This is a genomic window from Klebsiella sp. JN_Kp121 (assembly GCF_040062145.1).
In the GTDB taxonomy this organism is placed as follows: Bacteria; Pseudomonadota; Gammaproteobacteria; order Enterobacterales; family Enterobacteriaceae; genus Klebsiella; species Klebsiella aerogenes.
Map to the genome: position 1 here is coordinate 18,302 of NZ_JBEAHX010000009.1, position 17,140 is coordinate 35,441.

Annotated in this window: 19 protein-coding genes; 10 read left to right on the plus strand and 9 right to left on the minus strand. The window is 55.9% G+C overall.

Going from position 1 to position 17,140, the window contains the following annotated elements:
• Positions 1-113: 113 nt before the first annotated feature.
• The 8 genes from ruvX to metK form a co-directional block, all read right to left on the minus strand.
• Positions 114-530 (minus strand): Holliday junction resolvase RuvX, encoded by a 417-nt coding sequence (gene ruvX / locus ABLU86_RS14465; RefSeq protein ID WP_015369733.1) that lies wholly within the window; start codon positions 528-530, stop codon positions 114-116.
• Positions 530-1,093, minus strand: a complete 564-nt coding sequence (locus tag ABLU86_RS14470; RefSeq protein WP_015369734.1) for a YqgE/AlgH family protein — start codon at positions 1,091-1,093, stop codon at positions 530-532. Before ABLU86_RS14470 ends, ruvX begins: the two co-directional genes overlap by 1 nt.
• Before the next feature lie 131 nt (positions 1,094-1,224).
• Positions 1,225-2,175, minus strand: a complete 951-nt coding sequence (gene gshB, locus ABLU86_RS14475; protein WP_047077651.1) for a glutathione synthase — start codon at positions 2,173-2,175, stop codon at positions 1,225-1,227.
• A 48-nt stretch (positions 2,176-2,223) separates the two neighbouring features.
• The gene (gene rsmE / locus ABLU86_RS14480; RefSeq protein ID WP_045363644.1) at positions 2,224-2,955 is read right to left on the minus strand and encodes a 16S rRNA (uracil(1498)-N(3))-methyltransferase; all 732 of its coding nucleotides are present in this window, start codon (positions 2,953-2,955) and stop codon (positions 2,224-2,226) included.
• An 88-nt stretch (positions 2,956-3,043) separates the two neighbouring features.
• Positions 3,044-3,751, minus strand: coding sequence for a deoxyribonuclease I (gene endA / locus ABLU86_RS14485; protein WP_015369737.1), 708 nt, complete (start codon positions 3,749-3,751; stop codon positions 3,044-3,046).
• A gap of 94 nt (positions 3,752-3,845) precedes the next feature.
• Positions 3,846-4,346 (minus strand): SprT family zinc-dependent metalloprotease, encoded by a 501-nt coding sequence (locus tag ABLU86_RS14490; protein WP_020077952.1) that lies wholly within the window; start codon positions 4,344-4,346, stop codon positions 3,846-3,848.
• Positions 4,347-4,423: 77 nt separating this feature from the next.
• The gene (locus ABLU86_RS14495; RefSeq protein WP_015369739.1) at positions 4,424-5,818 is read right to left on the minus strand and encodes a sugar porter family MFS transporter; all 1,395 of its coding nucleotides are present in this window, start codon (positions 5,816-5,818) and stop codon (positions 4,424-4,426) included.
• Between the two features lie 392 nt (positions 5,819-6,210).
• Complete coding sequence (gene metK, locus ABLU86_RS14500) at positions 6,211-7,365, minus strand: methionine adenosyltransferase (RefSeq protein ID WP_004149807.1); 1,155 nt, start codon at positions 7,363-7,365, stop codon at positions 6,211-6,213.
• Positions 7,366-7,501: 136 nt separating this feature from the next.
• Between metK and ABLU86_RS14505 the strand changes: the two genes are divergently transcribed.
• The 5 genes from ABLU86_RS14505 to speB all read left to right on the plus strand — a co-directional run bounded on the left by ABLU86_RS14505 (position 7,502) and on the right by speB (position 12,110).
• Positions 7,502-7,810, plus strand: coding sequence for a hypothetical protein (locus ABLU86_RS14505; RefSeq protein WP_139340791.1), 309 nt, complete (start codon positions 7,502-7,504; stop codon positions 7,808-7,810).
• Between the two features lie 243 nt (positions 7,811-8,053).
• Complete coding sequence (yqgB, locus tag ABLU86_RS14510; RefSeq protein ID WP_015369741.1) at positions 8,054-8,170, plus strand: acid stress response protein YqgB; 117 nt, start codon at positions 8,054-8,056, stop codon at positions 8,168-8,170.
• 8 nt (positions 8,171-8,178) lie between these two features.
• Positions 8,179-10,155 carry a biosynthetic arginine decarboxylase gene (gene speA, locus ABLU86_RS14515; protein ID WP_020077953.1) on the plus strand — a complete coding sequence of 659 codons (1,977 nt, stop codon included), beginning with the start codon at positions 8,179-8,181 and terminating at the stop codon, positions 10,153-10,155.
• 152 nt (positions 10,156-10,307) lie between these two features.
• Positions 10,308-11,036, plus strand: coding sequence for a hypothetical protein (locus ABLU86_RS14520; RefSeq protein ID WP_348796211.1), 729 nt, complete (start codon positions 10,308-10,310; stop codon positions 11,034-11,036).
• A 153-nt stretch (positions 11,037-11,189) separates the two neighbouring features.
• Positions 11,190-12,110, plus strand: coding sequence for an agmatinase (speB, locus tag ABLU86_RS14525; RefSeq protein ID WP_015369744.1), 921 nt, complete (start codon positions 11,190-11,192; stop codon positions 12,108-12,110).
• Positions 12,111-12,230: 120 nt separating this feature from the next.
• Here the strand turns inward: speB and ABLU86_RS14530 are convergent, their stop codons facing one another.
• On the minus strand, positions 12,231-13,451 hold the full coding sequence (locus tag ABLU86_RS14530; protein WP_059304875.1) for an MFS transporter: 1,221 nt from the start codon (positions 13,449-13,451) through the stop codon (positions 12,231-12,233).
• Between the two features lie 427 nt (positions 13,452-13,878).
• Between ABLU86_RS14530 and ABLU86_RS14535 the strand changes: the two genes are divergently transcribed.
• Genes ABLU86_RS14535 through ABLU86_RS14555 form a run of 5 tightly spaced genes read left to right on the plus strand, consistent with a single transcriptional unit; the run spans position 13,879 to position 17,091 of the window.
• Positions 13,879-14,202: a non-heme iron oxygenase ferredoxin subunit gene (locus ABLU86_RS14535; protein ID WP_004151769.1), complete on the plus strand. Its 324-nt coding sequence runs from the start codon at positions 13,879-13,881 to the stop codon at positions 14,200-14,202.
• Positions 14,199-14,507 carry a recombinase-like helix-turn-helix domain-containing protein gene (locus ABLU86_RS14540; protein WP_048231345.1) on the plus strand — a complete coding sequence of 103 codons (309 nt, stop codon included), beginning with the start codon at positions 14,199-14,201 and terminating at the stop codon, positions 14,505-14,507. The genes ABLU86_RS14535 and ABLU86_RS14540 overlap by 4 nt, the downstream gene beginning before the upstream one ends.
• A gap of 10 nt (positions 14,508-14,517) precedes the next feature.
• A complete protein-coding gene (locus tag ABLU86_RS14545) occupies positions 14,518-15,540 on the plus strand; it encodes an aromatic ring-hydroxylating dioxygenase subunit alpha (protein ID WP_015369746.1) in 1,023 nt (340 codons plus the stop codon).
• On the plus strand, positions 15,540-16,289 hold the full coding sequence (locus ABLU86_RS14550) for an SDR family oxidoreductase (protein WP_015703448.1): 750 nt from the start codon (positions 15,540-15,542) through the stop codon (positions 16,287-16,289). The genes ABLU86_RS14545 and ABLU86_RS14550 overlap by 1 nt, the downstream gene beginning before the upstream one ends.
• A gap of 13 nt (positions 16,290-16,302) precedes the next feature.
• Positions 16,303-17,091: an IclR family transcriptional regulator gene (locus ABLU86_RS14555; protein ID WP_015703447.1), complete on the plus strand. Its 789-nt coding sequence runs from the start codon at positions 16,303-16,305 to the stop codon at positions 17,089-17,091.
• Positions 17,092-17,140: the final 49 nt, after the last annotated feature.

Sequence of the window (17,140 nt, forward strand, 5' to 3'; positions counted from 1 at the left end):
GCTTGCGCGGGCCTACGGGTTACTCCAGCGGGGGTTTTGTAGGCCGGGTAAGGCGAAGCCGCCACCCGGCGCAAACGCGAATCTATGCTTCGCTTTCATCCCAGAGCTACCGATCAGTATCCCTGTTCGAAATAGCTTTCGAGGATAACCACGGCAGAGGCGGAATCAACGCTGCCTTTATTGAGCGCGCGAAAACCTCCGTGTTCGAACAGCCCTGCGCGGGCTTCGACGGTGCTTAAACGCTCGTCGTGGAGGGTGATTTTCACGCCGAAGCGGCCATGAATTTTATTGGCGAAGTTACGTGCGCGCGCGGTTAGCGGCTGTTCGGTGCCGTCCATGTTCAGCGGCAGGCCGACAATCACCGCTTCCGGCTGCCACTCTTTCAACAGCTTTTCGATGATGTTCCAGTCCGGTTTGCCGTCCTGCGCTTTCAGCGCCGGGAGCGGACGCGCCGTGCCGGTAATGCGCTGCCCAACGGCGACGCCAATGCTTTTAGTGCCAAAATCAAAACTCAGAAAGGTACCGCTCATTATGCATGCCCCGCGTCGGCAGGCATCGTCACGATATCGATACCGATAAGTTTGGCCGCTTCGCGCCAGCGGTCGGCAATCGGCGTTTTAAACAAAATATTCTGATCGGCCGGTGCGGTAAGCCAGGCGTTATCGAGAATTTCCTGTTCCAGTTGCCCTTTTTCCCACGACGCGTAGCCCAACGCCACCAGCACGTTGCTCGGTTGTTTATCGGTACCGAGGGTTTCCAGCACGTCGCGTGAGGTGGTAATCACCGTGTTGTCGGAGATACGGATGCTGGAGGAAAAATCAGACGGCGGCGTGTGCAGAATAAAACCGCGATCCTCCGCCAGCGGGCCGCCGACCATCACCGGCTTATCCAGACGGATATCCGGGTTGCGCGGCTGCGGCGCGATTTTCAATTTTTCCAGGATCCCTTCCACCTGCAAATTTTCCAGCGGCTTATTGATGATAATGCCCATGGCGCCATCGTCGTTGTACTCGCAGATATAGACGACGGAGCGACGGAAAAGAGGGTCCTGTAGCGCAGGCATGGCAATCAGAAAGTGATGCTGTAAATTCATTGTCAGAGGTTCTGTTCCTGGTTTAAAAAAACAACACCCAGTATGCGGGTAAAGTAGAAACGTGTCGATGCACTTTGTTTTACCGGCGCCCGAGGGGCGCCTTGCGGGCGGGCGTTTGCCCGCCCCAGTGCTTATTTGTTGATACGTTTTTCGATGGCGTCCATCAGCATGCCGGTAATCGACACGTCCGGGAAAGCGGCTTCGATTTCGCGCACGCAGGTCGGGCTGGTAACGTTAATTTCGGTCAGGCGATCGCCGATGATGTCCAGGCCGACGAAGATAAGGCCTTTGGCTTTTAGCGTTGGGCCAACGCGGCGGGCGATTTCCCAGTCGCTTTCGGTCAGCGGACGCGCTTCGCCACGGCCACCGGCAGCCAGGTTGCCGCGCGTTTCACCGCCCTGCGGGATACGCGCCAGGCAGTATGGCACCGGCTCGCCGTCTACCACCAGCACTCGTTTGTCGCCGTCTTTGATGGCCGGCAGATAATTCTGCGCCATGCAGTAGCGGCTACCCAATTCAGTCAGGGTTTCGGAAATGACGCCGAGGTTCGGGTCGCCCGCTTTCACGCGGAAGATTGAGGCGCCGCCCATGCCATCCAGCGGTTTGAGAATGATATCGCCGTGTTTTTCCCAGAACGCTTTCAACTGGGCTTTATTACGGGTGACCAGCGTTTCCGGGGTTAGATCGGAGAACCAGGCGGTAAACAGCTTTTCGTTACAGTCGCGCAGGCTCTGCGGCTTGTTGACGATAAGCGTACCTTTCTCTTCGGCGCGCTCGAGAATGTAGGTGGCGTAGATAAACTCGGTATCGAACGGCGGGTCTTTACGCATCAGGATAACGTCGAGATCCGCCAGCGGCAGGTCCTGTTCGCCGGTGAACGCGTACCACTTGTCGTAATTCTGCTCGACGCTCAGCGTGCGCGTACGGGCGCGGGATTCGCCGTTGATGAGATACAGGTCTTTCATCTCCATGTAATGGAGTTCATAGCCGCGACGCTGCGCTTCCAGCAACATAGCGAAGCTGGTGTCTTTTTTGATGTTGATGGATGCGATAGGGTCCATCACGATGCCGAGCTTGATCATTCTTTTCTCCATTAGCGCTGTCGTGTTTGCGGAACGTTGCGCCAGATTTTAGCCCAGATCGCCAAAACGCACCTGCAGCGCGGTGATGGCGGTGAGCGCGGTGGTCTCAGTACGCAGAACGCGCGGTCCCAACAGGATATCAGTAAACTGATAGCGAGCGGTCATCGCTATCTCTTCCGCCGACAGACCGCCTTCCGGGCCAATCAGCAGGCGAACACGTTCAACCGGCAGCGGCAGCGTATTGATGCTGGCGCTGGCGCGCGGGTGCAGGTTGAGCTTAAGGCCGTTTTCTTCCTCGGCGCACCAGGCTTCCAGCTGCATCGCCGGGCGAATCTCCGGCACGATGTTACGGCCGCTCTGTTCGCAGGCGGCAATAGCGATTTTCTGCCACTGCTGAATCTTCTTCTGCAAGCGTTCGGCATCCAGTTTAACGCCGCAGCGCTCGGAAAACAGTGGCGTTATGAGGCTTACGCCAAGTTCGATCGATTTCTGGATGGTGAATTCCATTTTTTCGCCGCGTGACATCACCTGGCCGAGATGGATATGCAGCGGAGATTCACGATCGTCGAGCTGGCCACGGATAACCTCGACCATGACGTTTTTCTTACCCGCTTCGGTGATGACCGCATCGAAAACCTGATTGCTGCCGTCAAACAACTGGATTTCCTGACCTTTGCTCATGCGCAGGACGCGGCCAACGTGGTTTGCCGCGTCTTCGCTGAGGGCGATGTGGCTGCCGGGGGTAATGCGTTCCGGGTGGTGGATGCGAGGAATGCGCATGCTTGATATTCCGTTCTTCGCGCAGATAGCGTCTTCCCCTGAGCGGGGAAGACGGCGGCTGCAAATTAACAATTGCCGCTAGTGTAGGTTAGCTCTTTTGCGCCTGGCAAGCCTGCTGGACGTAAGGATTGTGGTTGCCCTGTACTTTGGCGATTCGCTCATCGCGCTCGCACTCCCAGGAGGTCACCGGATACTGCTTATCCCAGGCGGTAAATAGCTGAGTTTGCTGGCGGGAAAGAGTCAGCTGATAGCGGTCGCGCATATAGAAGTAGGTGCGAGCGATCGAGCCGCGGGCGCGTACCGGCGGTTCGGCGACTTTATCTTTGAAATCGACCTTCATGGCGCATTGACCATACTGCCCATCGCCGCCGTTCCACTGACTGTACATAAAGTTGCCGCGGTCGCCATTGACCTCGCCGACCGCAGGCTGCAGGTTATGCATATCGCTTTCCATTTTGCGATATTCCGGATCTTTGGCGCAGTTTTTACGTCCACCATCCTGCCAGCACTGGCGCTGGTGGCCGAACTGCCACGCCGGAACCACATGTTCCCATTCGACCCGGCTGGCGCGGTTCTCGTTTTTACGCACTTTGTAGCCGCAAGATTCCAGATCGATAACGCCTTTTTTACCCTGCCAGTCGATTTTACAACCGCAATAAAAGTCGCCGGGGACGTCGGCATTCACTTTTACGCCAGCGGCTTTCGCCTGGGAAAAACTATGAATACCAGCTGCCGCAAGCGGGCCGCTGGCTGCCACGCTGAACAACGCGACGGCAAAAACATACATACGGGACATCGTAAACTCCGTGTCAAAACGAGCCCGCAACGTAGCGAATGAGGGTGTCAGATGCAATCAGTCAGATCAGAAAGTTTCTAATTAATTCCGGTGGTTACTTTTCCGCCACCAGCAGATCGCCGCAGCGAACGCAGCGGTAGGTGGCTTCACCGCGCACCACGCGGTTATGACGACGAACGGTGAGCTGATGCTGCTGGCACTGGCAGCGATAGGGGAAGGTGTTCTGGCGTACCGAATCGAGCTCAAAGCGGTGGGTGCGGCGGGCGGGGACGCCCAGCACGGCCTCCATCATCCATTTCCACTCTTTACCGTGCGGCGCGACGCGGCCAAAGTGTTTCCACACCAGCAGATGCGCCAGTTCGTGCGGTACCACTTCATCGATAAACGCCTGCTGGTTTTCCAGCAATAGCACTGGATTAAGGCGGATCTCGTTTTTCTCCAGCCACGCGGTGCCTGCGGAGGTGCCGCGCTGCTGATAAACCAGCGTCGGTTCCGCATAGCGGCGTTCCAGCTTGAGATTGGCGGTGGCGAGATGCTCCCGCAGGCTACGCATGACGGCCTGCTGGATAGCGATGGGAATACGGGGTGTTTTCATAGCGCCAGAGGATAGTGCGCCGCGCGGGGGAGAGCAAGAAGAAGCTTCCTCCCAAAGGGGAGGAAGCACAGAGGGGATTAATCGCGAGCGCCGATTTCGCGCAGCGGACGTCCCTGCATCAGGTTGCGTTCAATATGTTCCAGCGAGACGTTTTTGGTTTCCGGAATCAGCCAGATAGTCAGCAGGATAAACAGCACGTTCAGACCGCCGTAGACCCAGAAGGTGTTGGCGCTGCCGAGAGAGTTCAGCATGGTCAGGAAGGTGGCGCCGACGATCATATTGGCAATCCAGTTGGTCGCGGTGGAGCAGGTGATACCGAAATCGCGGCCTTTCAGCGGCTGGATTTCCGAACACAGTACCCAAATCAGCGGGCCGGCGCTCATCGCGAAGCCGACGATAAACATCAGCAGCATCAGTACCGCGAAGTACTGTGCGGTAGCAGAATGAATACCGATATGCATCATGCTGCCCAGTACGCCCATACCGGCGGCCATCACGATAAAGCCGAGGATCAGCGTCGGTTTGCGGCCCCAGCGGTCGACCAGGCCGATAGCGATAAAGGTGGCCAGTACGTTGGTCAGGCCGACGATCACGGTGCCCCACATTTGCTCAGTGGTATTGGCATAGCCCGCCAGTTCAAAAATCTTCGGCGCATAGTACATGATGACGTTCATCCCGGTGAATTGTTGCATGATCTGCAGCAGGACGCCGAGGAACACCGCACGGCGGAAGTTGCTGTTCTCTTTGAACAGCGCCCAGCCGGACTGTTTGACTTTCAGGCTTTCGCGGATTTCATCAAGCTCGCGTTTGGCTTCGGCGCTGGTATCTCGCAGGCGCAGCAGGACGCGCTCGGCATCGACGAAACGGCGTTTAGCGGCAAACCAGCGCGGGCTATCCGGCAGGAAGATAACGCCGATCAGCAGCAGGACTGCCGGGATGATAATCACGCCGAGCATCCAGCGCCACGCGCCGCTATAGCTGAAGGCGGTGTCGGAAAGATAGGCGCCGAGAATACCGATGGTAATCATCAACTGGTACATCGAAATCATACTGCCGCGGATTTTCTCCGGCGCGATTTCCGACAAGTATAGCGGCGCGGTGTAAGAGGCGACGCCAACCGCCAGCCCCAGCAATACGCGGGAAATTAGCAGGATTTCGACGTTCGGCGCGGCGGCGGAAAATAGCGAGCCCGCAACGAACAGGATCGCGCCGATCATCAGGCTTTTTTTACGCCCAAGTTTGAAAGAGAGCCAGCCGCTGCCCACTGCGCCGACGGCGGCGCCGAACATCATGGAGCTGACCACCCACTCCTGGGTGTGTGCGCTGATTTGGAATTCATTGGCAATGAACGGTAAGGCGCCGGCAATAACGCCGATATCAAGGCCGAACAGTAAGCCGGCCAGCGCGGCGAGGAAACAGACAAAGAACGTCATCGTCTTGTTTGAACGCCCTTGTTTTTTATTGTCAGGCATAACGCCCTCCAGTTGAGTTATTGATTCTGTCGATGCTTAGAGTAGGGGAGTGCAGGACAAAAAAACGTGATTACAATCACGACTGTGTAATCGGTTACACTAAGGTAAAGATATGTAATCAGCAAAAACATATTCAAATCATAGATATAAAAGGCAATTATCGCCAATAAGATTGCGCTGAAATGGCGAAATTCGACATGGTATGTAACATTGTGAAAAGAATTGGCGTCAACAGAAAGCTCAGTTACGCCAGGCTCTATAGCAGATATGTAATCGCTTCCATTATCTATGGCCTGCATGGCAAAAAAAGGGCAGGAAGCGTTAGATGTGGGGAATGAGGGGCAACAAAAAGGCCAGCGCGGGGCTGGCCTTAAGTAGTCAAGCGGGGTGGCTTATTTCAGGCCAGCCGCTTCGCGCAGCAGGGCTGCTTTGTCGGTTTTTTCCCATGGGAAATGTTCGCGACCAAAGTGACCGTAAGCCGCGGTCTCTTTGTAGATCGGGTGCAGCAGATCCAGCATCTGAATCAGGCCGTATGGACGCAGGTCGAAGAACTCGCGTACCAGCAGGGTCAGCTGTTCAGAAGGTACTTTTTCGGTGCCGAAAGTTTCTACCATGATCGAAGTCGGTTCAGCGACGCCGATGGCGTAGGAAACCTGAATCTCACAACGATCGGCAAGACCTGCGGCAACGATGTTTTTCGCTACATAGCGCGCCGCGTAGGCTGCGGAACGGTCAACTTTAGATGGATCTTTACCGGAGAACGCGCCGCCGCCGTGGCGAGCCATGCCGCCGTAGGTATCAACGATGATCTTACGACCGGTCAGACCGCAGTCGCCCATCGGGCCGCCGATAACGAAACGGCCGGTCGGGTTGATGAAGAACTTGGTCGAAGCGTTCAGCCATTCGGTCGGCAGAATCGGCTTGATGATCTCTTCCATCACTGCTTCCTGCAGGGATTTCTGATCGATATCTTCAGCGTGCTGAGTAGACAGAACTACCGCATCGATGCCGACGATTTTGCCGTCGTCATACTGGAAAGTGACCTGGCTTTTCGCGTCCGGACGCAGCCACGGCAGGGTGCCGTTTTTGCGGACTTCAGCCTGGCGCTGTACCAGACGATGAGCATAGGTCACCGGAGCCGGCATCAGCACGTCAGTTTCGTTAGTGGCATAACCAAACATCAGGCCCTGGTCGCCCGCGCCCTGTTCCAGCGGGTCGGCACGGTCAACGCCCTGGTTGATGTCCGGGGACTGTTTACCAATGGCGCTCAGGACGGCACAAGAGTTGGCGTCAAAGCCCATATCGGAATGCACGTAGCCAATTTCACGCACCGTGTTACGGGTGATCTCTTCGATATCAACCCATGCGCTGGTGGTGATTTCACCGCCAACCAGAACCATGCCGGTTTTAACGTAGGTTTCGCAGGCTACGCGCGCTTTCGGATCCTGTTCGAGGATCGCGTCCAGCACGGCATCGGAGATTTGGTCAGCAATTTTGTCTGGATGCCCTTCTGATACAGACTCGGACGTAAAGAGGTGTTTTGCCATGTTTTATTTTACCTGTGAGTATTCGTGTAGCTCATACTGTTGTGTAGAGAGGCTTTGATAGATGACCCTACCAAGGCTTGCAGGTAGTGACACGAGCAGTCTGAGTGTTAATCAGTATAGATGGATTAACTTCTGGATGGCTATTTTAGGTCAGAACTTCATCGCATTTCCACATTTTTTTGACATCACCCGCATTAATGGAAAAAGCGTGGTGGAAATTTTTCCTGACAACCCCGGCAAGGCGCGTATTTTTATTTTGCATTTTACCCCGCTTCTCGGTATAAAACGCCGCGCGCGGCTCATTAAAAAAGCGCACGAAGCCCCATCTCGTGACGCCACTTCCAGCCGGGTTAAGCACTCTGTTACACAGCGGCGGTTTCGCCGGCTGTTCGATATGTATAGCTTTGGCTTGTCGCTGGCCTGTTTCGGGGCAGTGTGGAGGTGATACCAGATAATGAACCAACGTTTTTCGCCTGATTCGTCGCGTCGTTCTGTCGCGCAATTCTATCCCGCAATCTGCATCTCTTTCGTGCAAACCTGCCGATGTTCTACCCATCTCGGCGCTTCTCAGGATTCCAGGGCCTCCAGGCTTTTTGAAAACTGAACAAGGGCGCTCTTGCGTGAGCAAGGGTTTTCTCGTGGTTTCTCCGGGCTGTCACACCAGCTTCGGGTACGTGTTTTACTATATATGAATAAGAAACCGGTCGCGCAGCTACAGTGCCAGCACTATCTGCTGGGATTAAAGGCTGTTCATGGGTTGTTATCGCGTCTGTCGACTGCGATAGTAGTTAATATTACAAGTTGAGGTTCGCTATGTCTGACGACATGTCTTTGGGTTCGCTTTCGTCAGCAGGCGAACACGGTGTACTACGTTCCATGCAGGAGGTTGCGATGAGCTCCCAGGAAGCCAGCAAAATGCTACGTACCTACAATATTGCCTGGTGGGGTAATAACTATTACGACGTTAACGAACTGGGCCATATCAGCGTTTGCCCGGATCCTGACGTCCCGGAAGCGCGCGTCGACCTGGCCGAGCTGGTCAAAGCGCGCGAAGCCCAGGGACAACGCCTGCCGGCGCTGTTCTGCTTCCCGCAGATCCTGCAACATCGTCTGCGCTCGATTAACGCCGCCTTCAAGCGCGCGCGTGAATCCTACGGTTATAACGGCGACTATTTCCTTGTCTACCCGATCAAGGTTAACCAGCACCGTCGCGTGATTGAATCCTTGATCCACTCCGGCGAACCGCTGGGGCTGGAAGCCGGTTCGAAGGCTGAACTGATGGCGGTGCTGGCGCACGCGGGGATGACCCGTAGCGTGATCGTCTGTAACGGTTATAAAGATCGCGAATACATCCGTCTGGCACTGGTGGGTGAGAAGATGGGCCATAAGGTCTATCTGGTCATCGAGAAGATGTCGGAAATCGCCATCGTGCTGGAAGAGGCCGCCCGTCTGAACGTGGTGCCGCGCCTTGGCGTGCGTGCGCGTCTGGCTTCGCAGGGCTCCGGTAAATGGCAGTCCTCCGGCGGCGAGAAATCCAAATTTGGCCTCGCGGCGACGCAGGTGCTGCAACTGGTCGAAATTCTGCGCGAGGCAGGCCATCTTGAGAGCCTGCAACTGCTGCACTTCCACCTCGGCTCGCAGATGGCCAACATTCGCGATATCGCCACCGGCGTGCGCGAATCGGCGCGTTTCTACGTCGAGCTGCATAAGCTGGGCGTTAATATTCAGTGCTTCGATGTCGGCGGCGGTCTGGGCGTGGACTATGAAGGGACCCGCTCGCAGTCCGACTGTTCGGTGAACTACGGCCTGAATGAGTACGCCAACAATATCATCTGGGCGATCGGCGATGCCTGTGAAGAGAACGGCCTGCCGCACCCGACGGTGATTACTGAGTCCGGCCGCGCGGTGACCGCGCACCACACCGTACTGGTTTCCAACATTATCGGCGTCGAGCGCAACGAATACACCGAGGCGACCCCGCCGGCGGAAGACGCCGCGCGTCCGCTGCAGAGCATGTGGGAAACCTGGCTGGAGATGCACGAAACCGGCAACCGCCGCTCGCTGCGTGAATGGCTGCATGACAGCCAAATGGATCTGCACGATATCCACATCGGCTACTCCTCAGGCACCTTCAACCTGCAGGAGCGCGCGTGGGCGGAACAGCTGTATCTGAACATGTGCCATGAGGTGCAAAAACAGCTCGATCCAAGCAACCGCGCCCATCGCCCGATTATCGATGAGCTGCAGGAACGTATGGCGGATAAAATCTACGTCAACTTCTCGCTGTTCCAGTCGATGCCGGATGCCTGGGGTATCGATCAGCTGTTCCCGGTGATGCCGCTGGAAGGGCTGAACAAGTCGCCGGAACGCCGCGCGGTGCTGCTGGATATTACCTGCGACTCCGATGGCGCCATCGATCACTATGTTGACGGCGACGGGATCGCCACCACCATGCCGATGCCGGAATACGACCCGGAGAACCCGCCAATGCTGGGCTTCTTTATGGTTGGCGCTTATCAGGAGATCCTCGGCAACATGCACAACCTGTTCGGGGACACCGAAGCGGTAGACGTCTTCGTCTTCCCTGACGGTAGCGTTGAGGTTGAGCTCTCCGATGAGGGCGATACGGTGGCGGATATGCTGCAGTATGTTCAACTGGATCCGAATACGTTGCTGACCCAGTTCCGCGATCAGGTGAAAAATACCGGCCTCGACGCCGAGCTGCAGCAGCAGTTCCTCGAAGAGTTCGAAGCGGGTCTGTACGGGTATACTTATCTTGAAGATGAGTAACTAAGAGTTATCCGCTGGCGGGCCGGTTTATATTCCTGAACCGGCCCTTTTTTATAAATGAAATCTGAAACATCATGGTAGCTGCTTTTTAAAATGACAAAGGTCCGTACACTGCCGCAGGGAATTAACATTCAGTGAAACAGGGACGGAATATGAAAAGCATACCGCGTTACGGTCTTATTATCGGTTTATTATTTTTAAGCGGCTGCGCAAAACAGCCGGAGTACAATACCCGCACGGCACTCTCCACTGAGGTTGCCACCCGCTGGGGCAGCGACGTTCACTCAACGGTTAAAGGCGTGTCTGCAGAACGCGTAGATTCCCATCCTGATGAGATCGTACTAATTAATTATTCCGGTCAATATCAAACCGGGTTTGACCAGCGCTATAGCATTCGTAATAGCGATCTGGAATATGCGGTACGCGATGCTAATTTTAACTCTCTCCCTATTACTCGTCGCTATAATAATTCCACGGGAAAATGGCAATACGCCATTGCGGCCCGCGTTGGTACTCAGTATCAATTATATGTCCGTAATTATAGCCACAGCGTGGATTATGAAATTGTCGCCACGGTGGATGGTCTCGATGTCCTGAGCGGTAAGGCCGGTTCACTTAACAACAACGGCTACATTGTGCCTGCTGGTGGCTCGTTAGCGATCAAAGGCTTTCGTAAAAACAGCCGTATCGAGACGGCATTCGAATTTTCAAACGTCGCGCAATCTTATGCCGCCCATTCCGTAGAGGGCGACACGCGTAACGTTGGAGTCATTGGTTTTGCGGCCTTCGCTTTACGTGGAAAAGAGCAAGCGTCGCTACCGCCGTGCGCGAGCCAGGCCTTCCCGGCGGACGGTTTCGCCCCGGCGCCTTGTCAAAAATAAACGTCCCGCTTGCTGCCGGGCGTTTTTCGGGCGATAATTTATGCCCATAAGCAGTAACCCAATTCAAACCCTTCCTCGTCGGGCCTAACGACGCGGAGGGGTTTTTTTATACTTATTTTTTACGTACCACGACTGCGAAAAGAGGTCATATCCATGAGCACTTTAGGTCATCAATACGATAACTCCCTGGTATCCAACGCCTTTGGTTTCCTGCGTCTGCCGATGAACTTTATGCCGTATGAAAGCGATGCGGATTGGGTCATCACCGGCGTGCCGTTTGATATGGCGACCTCCGGGCGCGCAGGCGGCCGTCATGGCCCGGCGGCGATCCGTCAGGTGTCAACCAACCTCGCCTGGGAGCACAACCGTTTCCCATGGAACTTCGACATGCGCGAACGCCTGAACGTCGTGGACTGCGGCGATCTGGTCTACGCCTTCGGCGACGCCCGCGAAATGAGCGAGAAACTGCAGGCGCACGCGGAGAAACTGCTGGCGGCCGGTAAACGCATGCTTTCCTTCGGCGGCGACCATTTCGTCACCCTGCCGCTGCTGCGTGCCCACGCCAAGCATTTCGGTAAAATGGCGCTGGTACACTTCGATGCCCACACCGATACCTACGCCAACGGCTGTGAATTCGACCACGGCACCATGTTCTACACCGCGCCGAACGAAGGGCTTATCGATCCGAACCACTCCGTGCAGATCGGTATTCGTACCGAATTCGATAAAGATAACGGTTTTACCGTGCTTGATGCGGGCCAGGTTAACGACCGCAGCGTCGATGACATCATCGCTCAGGTGAAGCAGATCGTCGGCGATATGCCGGTGTACCTGACCTTCGATATCGACTGCCTGGATCCGGCATTTGCGCCAGGTACCGGTACGCCGGTGATCGGTGGACTCACCTCCGACCGTGCGATCAAACTGGTGCGCGGCCTGAAGGATCTGAACATCGTCGGGATGGACGTGGTTGAAGTCGCCCCGGCCTATGACCAGTCCGAAATCACCGCCCTGGCGGCGGCGACTCTGGCGCTGGAGATGCTATACATTCAGGCAGCGAAGAAAGGCGACTAAGCCTATCCCCGTCATACTTCAAGTTGCATGTGCGTTGGCTTTCCTCGCTCACCCCAGTCACTTACTTGAGTAAGCTCCTGGGGATTCTCTGCGTCGCCGCCTTCCTGCAACTCGAATTATTTAGGGGATAGAGGTATTTACTGCTGCTGCGCGACGCATGCGCAGCAGCAGTACGCCGCCGGCGCACAGCGTGATCAGCTGCGAGGCCACCAGAACGGAAAAACCTGAACTGACCGATCCCACCGATTTCATCACCACTCCCATTAGCAGCGGAATAAACGCCGCGCAGATATTGCCAGTGCCGTTAATGATCCCATAGGCGCTGCCCACAGCTTCGCGCGGGGCGTGATGCTGAACCACCGCGGGGATCGCTGCCCCCTGTAATCCCCAGAAAATGTTCGCCGCCAGCAGAAACAGCGCCAGCATCGCCGGCTGCTGGCTGAGCATCAGCGCCAGCACGGAACCGGCGGTGAGTAGGCCGCCGATAATAAACAGCAGCGGCGCCTGCTCCGGGCGCATTTTGTCGAGGAGCACGCCGCCAAGAAACTTTGAGCCGAGGCTTAACAGAAAGGGGACTGCCGCCAGCAGCCCGGTGGCCTGTAGTGAGAAGTGGTGCTCGTCGCGCAGCCAGGCGGGCAACCAGGCGCTACTCCCCCACAGATAGCTGAGCGTGGCGATTTCCACCAGCAGGATCCAGCCTAGCAGCGGCGTACGCCAGGCGAGGGAAAAAGTTTGGCTGAAGCCCGGCTTCGCGCGCTGGGCGGTCACTTGCGGCGCGGGGAGAAACCGCCAGATTAATCCGCCGCCGAGTAGCAGGTTAAGCAGCGCCAGCGCGTAGAAGGAGCCGATCCAGCCAACGTGCGCCATCAGCCAGGTGACCAGCGGGAAGCCTACCGCCAGCCCCAACGATACGCCAAGGGCGGTCAGCGCATTCGGCTTGCCTATTTCATCGGCGGCGAAGTTGTCGTTGATAAAGCGCGTTTTCAGTGAGAACAGCGGCCCCTCCGCCACGCCAAGAACAATGCGCGCGATTAACATTCCCATTAGTGAACCGAGTAACGGGGAAATGGCGCACACCAGCGCCCATATCGCAATGCTGCTTAACAGTCCCTGACGATAATGCCATCTACTTTCTATAACTGGTGTTAATAATAATGCCGAAAACCCATAACCCAGAAGAAAGCATGTCATTAGCATGCCTTGTAACATTCTGTTTTCATTTAACTGAAAATGGGCAGCGAATTCCGGGTTAAGGATCATCACCGAGATATTTACCCGATCGACGTAGGAAATAATTATTAACAAAAGTAATGCTATTACCCCTTGCCATCTTGCCGCCATTCGTTGTCTCCACGCTTAATTTAATGATTGCCAGTTATTATTTTTTAACGCCAGAAATAGTTACATGAGTAAAATGGTTCACCTGTGAAACTCATTGTTTTTAAATGATTAAATAAAGAGTTGTTTCATGGGTGAAACACCATGGTTTCCGCTGTTGCCCATTTTTAATGATCGATTTGAAAAGAAGTCAATAGTCGTATGTGAAATTTAAATCGGCATTTTTATTTATAATGGATCACCGCTTTAAATATCATCATTTCATCTGAATGCAGTTTTTCGTGATCAATTGCACACTTAGCTAATTTAAAAGCCATTCATTAACAAGTTCGTCACATTAACGCTTGACGAAACATTCACCGCTTTTATATTGACCGTATTAAATAAGAAACAGAGTTTCATATATGAAACAAAAGCCTGGAGGATTGCGATGAGCTGGATAGGCGTATGTGACGCGGAGCAAGTACAGGAAGATTTCCCATATAGCGGCAATATCGACGGTAAGGAAATCGGTATTTATCTGATTGATGGCGAATATTACGCGCTGGAAGACGTTTGCCCTCATGCCTATGCGCTCCTGAGCCAGGGCTTTGTCGAAGATGGCAAGGTGGAATGCCCGCTGCATGAGGCGGTGTTCGACGTCAAAACCGGCCAGTGCCTGCATGGGCCCGGCGGTCGCAACCTTAATCGTTACCCGGTGCGGGTATACGACAATCAGATCCAGATTACCTTTATCGAGGAGAACGTGGCATGAGCGAATCCCTGGACTTCAACCCGGCGCTACCGGAAAGCCGCCAGTTTACGCCACCGGCGGAAGGCGGAAACGGCAATATCCATAAGCCTGGCGACTATCACAATCTGATTTGGCAAACCCGCAGCCGGGTGCCGGAAAACTGGGAACTGCAGCTTATCTCCACCCTGGAAACGTTGTTCGAGCAGGGCGCGGAAAGTCTCGGTGAACTGGTGAACGGCCTCAATGGCGTCAGGATGCATGACCAACAGGGCGAACCGTGGAGCGAAAGCAGCTTCCAGGCATTTTTACAGGTTAACGGTTACTGAGGACACAGCGATGACGACAACGGTACAAAACTATCTTGATAAAGGACTGCGCGGCCTGTGGTATCCGGTGCTGGCGAGCTGGGAAGTGCAGTCTGCGCCGGTAGGCATTACCCGTCTCGGCGAGCAGATCGTGGTCTGGCGGAATAAAGACGGTCAGGTGCAGGCGCTGGAAGACCGCTGCCCGCATCGCGGCGCGCGCCTGTCGATGGGCTGGAACTTAGGCGATCGTATCGCCTGCTGGTATCACGGCGTGGAAGTCGCCGGCAACGGCGAAGTCAAAGACGTCCCGGCGGTTGACCGCTGCCCGCTGGTCGGCCAGCAGTGCGTGCGCAGCTACAACGTGCAGGAAGCGCACGGGGCAATCTTCCTGTGGTTCGGCGTCACCGCCGACCAGCAGCCGGATGAACTGAGCTTCCCGGAGGAACTGGCCAACCACGAAAAATACAGTAACTTCCTGTGCACCGCGGCGTGGAAATGCAACTACCAGTACGCGCTGGAAAACGTGATGGACCCGATGCACGGCACCTATCTGCACTCGTCATCGCACTCGATGGCGGAAGGCGATCGCAAAGCCGATATGGTGCTGCAGCCGACGAAAACCGGCTTTATCTTCGAGAAAAAAGGGCAGAGCGGCGTCAACTTTGACTGGGTTGAATTGGGCAACAGCGGCGCCTACTGGATGCGCCTGTCTATTCCGTACAAAAAGCGTTTCGGGCCGGGCGGCCACTTCTGGATCGTCGGCATGGTGGTTCCGGAAGATAACGACAACTGCCGCGTCTTTTTCTGGCGCATCCGCGGCGTTCAGGGCTGGCAGCGCGATCTGTGGCGCTTTATGTACCGCAACCGTCTGGAAAAACTGCACTGGGAAGTACTGGAACAGGATCGCGTGGTGCTGGAAAGCCTGGCGCCGAACGCCCGCGATCATGAATATCTCTATCAACATGACGTCGGTTTGTCCCGCCTGCGCCGCATGATGCAGAAAGCGGCGAAAGAGCAGTTAGCGCTTCGCGAAGCGCAGCAGGGTGCCGCCTGATGAACGGCCTGCTGAACGGTAAACGTATTGTCGTCACCGGCGCGGCGCGCGGCCTCGGTTACCATTTTGCCGAATCCTGCGCCGCGCAGGGCGCGACGGTGGTGATGTGCGACATCCTGCAGGGGGAGCTGGCGGAAAGCGCTCATCGCCTGCAGCAGAAGGGCTATCAGATCGAATCCCACGCCATCGATCTTGCCAGTCAAGCGTCGATCGAGCAGGTCTTCAGCGCCATCGGCGCGCAGGGGCCTATCGATGGCTTAGTCAATAACGCGGCGATGGCCACCGGCGTCGGCGGTAAAAATATGATCGATTACGATCCGGACCTGTGGGATCGGGTGATGACGGTCAATGTCAAAGGCACCTGGCTGGTGACCCGCGAGGCGGTACCGCTGCTGCGCGAAGGGTCGGCGATCGTCAACGTCGCTTCGGATACCGCGCTGTGGGGCGCGCCGCGGCTGATGGCCTATGTCGCCAGTAAGGGCGCGGTGATTGCGATGACCCGCTCCATGGCCCGCGAGTTGGGTGAAAAGCGGATCCGTATCAACGCCATCGCGCCGGGACTGACCCGCGTTGAGGCCACGGAATACGTTCCCGCCGAGCGTCATCAGCTGTATGAGAACGGCCGCGCGCTCAGCGGCGCGCAGCAGCCGGAAGATGTCACCGGTAGCGTGGTCTGGCTGCTGAGCGATCTTTCGCGCTTTATCACTGGCCAACTGATCCCGGTCAACGGCGGTTTTGTCTTTAACTAACAAGTGAGGCGGTATGGCGAACGATCAGGAAGTGAAGTACCTGGTACCGGGTCTGGAGCGCGGTTTACAACTGCTGCTGGCGTTTGGCGAACAGCATCGCGATCTGACCTTTGCCGAGCTGCATCGGCTGGTGGATATGCCGAAAGCGACCGCCTATCGCGTGGTGCAGACGCTGGAATATATGGGCTTTCTCGAGCGTAACGCCCGAACCAATACCTTTTCGCTGGGCATGAACGTACTGCGTCTGGGCTTTGAATATATCGCCTCACTGGATGTCGCTCAGGTGGGTCAGCCGGTCATCGAGCAACTACGCGATATCAGCCAGTGCAGCAGCCATCTGGCGATCCGCGACGGCCGCGACATTATCTACATCGCCCGCGTCAGCGCCGCCGGTTCGCGTATCAACCAGGTCAGCGTCGGAACGCGGCTACCGGTGCACTGCACCTCGCTTGGCCGCATGCTGCTGACCGATGTTTCCCGCAGCGAGTTTGAACAATTGTTCCCGAATGAACGTCTGCCGGGCAATACGCCGGGCCAGCTGTACGACCGCGAAGCGCTGTGGCAGATGGTGCAGCAGGATAAAGCCCGCGGCTACGTGATTGGCGAATCGTTCTATCGCCACGGCATCTCATCGATTGTCTATCCGGTCTTTGACCGCAGCGGCCGGGTGGCGGCGGTCGTCAGCATTCTGGTGCCGTCGGACGAGATCCCGCAAAGCGATCGCGAACGGTTGCAGAACGACGTCAGTATGGCGGCGGACAAAATTTCCGGCTTCCTCGGATATTTGTCACAGGCAAGTTAAATCAACAACTTAACGGCAGACGCTTGATTGCGTCGGGCATGTTTTACGC

What these genes read in the sequence shown, in the direction of transcription:
- ruvX (WP_015369733.1), bottom strand. Translation starts at nt 530, where the DNA reads ATGAGCGGTACCTTTCTGAGTTTTGATTTTGGCACTAAAAGCATTGGC.
- ABLU86_RS14470 (WP_015369734.1), bottom strand. Translation starts at nt 1,093, where the DNA reads ATGAATTTACAGCATCACTTTCTGATTGCCATGCCTGCGCTACAGGAC.
- gshB (WP_047077651.1), bottom strand. Translation starts at nt 2,175, where the DNA reads ATGATCAAGCTCGGCATCGTGATGGACCCTATCGCATCCATCAACATC.
- rsmE (WP_045363644.1), bottom strand. Translation starts at nt 2,955, where the DNA reads ATGCGCATTCCTCGCATCCACCACCCGGAACGCATTACCCCCGGCAGC.
- endA (WP_015369737.1), bottom strand. Translation starts at nt 3,751, where the DNA reads ATGTCCCGTATGTATGTTTTTGCCGTCGCGTTGTTCAGCGTGGCAGCC.
- ABLU86_RS14490 (WP_020077952.1), bottom strand. Translation starts at nt 4,346, where the DNA reads ATGAAAACACCCCGTATTCCCATCGCTATCCAGCAGGCCGTCATGCGT.
- ABLU86_RS14495 (WP_015369739.1), bottom strand. Translation starts at nt 5,818, where the DNA reads ATGCCTGACAATAAAAAACAAGGGCGTTCAAACAAGACGATGACGTTC.
- metK (WP_004149807.1), bottom strand. Translation starts at nt 7,365, where the DNA reads ATGGCAAAACACCTCTTTACGTCCGAGTCTGTATCAGAAGGGCATCCA.
- ABLU86_RS14505 (WP_139340791.1), top strand. Translation starts at nt 7,502, where the DNA reads ATGGCTATTTTAGGTCAGAACTTCATCGCATTTCCACATTTTTTTGAC.
- yqgB (WP_015369741.1), top strand. Translation starts at nt 8,054, where the DNA reads ATGAATAAGAAACCGGTCGCGCAGCTACAGTGCCAGCACTATCTGCTG.
- speA (WP_020077953.1), top strand. Translation starts at nt 8,179, where the DNA reads ATGTCTGACGACATGTCTTTGGGTTCGCTTTCGTCAGCAGGCGAACAC.
- ABLU86_RS14520 (WP_348796211.1), top strand. Translation starts at nt 10,308, where the DNA reads ATGAAAAGCATACCGCGTTACGGTCTTATTATCGGTTTATTATTTTTA.
- speB (WP_015369744.1), top strand. Translation starts at nt 11,190, where the DNA reads ATGAGCACTTTAGGTCATCAATACGATAACTCCCTGGTATCCAACGCC.
- ABLU86_RS14530 (WP_059304875.1), bottom strand. Translation starts at nt 13,451, where the DNA reads ATGGCGGCAAGATGGCAAGGGGTAATAGCATTACTTTTGTTAATAATT.
- ABLU86_RS14535 (WP_004151769.1), top strand. Translation starts at nt 13,879, where the DNA reads ATGAGCTGGATAGGCGTATGTGACGCGGAGCAAGTACAGGAAGATTTC.
- ABLU86_RS14540 (WP_048231345.1), top strand. Translation starts at nt 14,199, where the DNA reads ATGAGCGAATCCCTGGACTTCAACCCGGCGCTACCGGAAAGCCGCCAG.
- ABLU86_RS14545 (WP_015369746.1), top strand. Translation starts at nt 14,518, where the DNA reads ATGACGACAACGGTACAAAACTATCTTGATAAAGGACTGCGCGGCCTG.
- ABLU86_RS14550 (WP_015703448.1), top strand. Translation starts at nt 15,540, where the DNA reads ATGAACGGCCTGCTGAACGGTAAACGTATTGTCGTCACCGGCGCGGCG.
- ABLU86_RS14555 (WP_015703447.1), top strand. Translation starts at nt 16,303, where the DNA reads ATGGCGAACGATCAGGAAGTGAAGTACCTGGTACCGGGTCTGGAGCGC.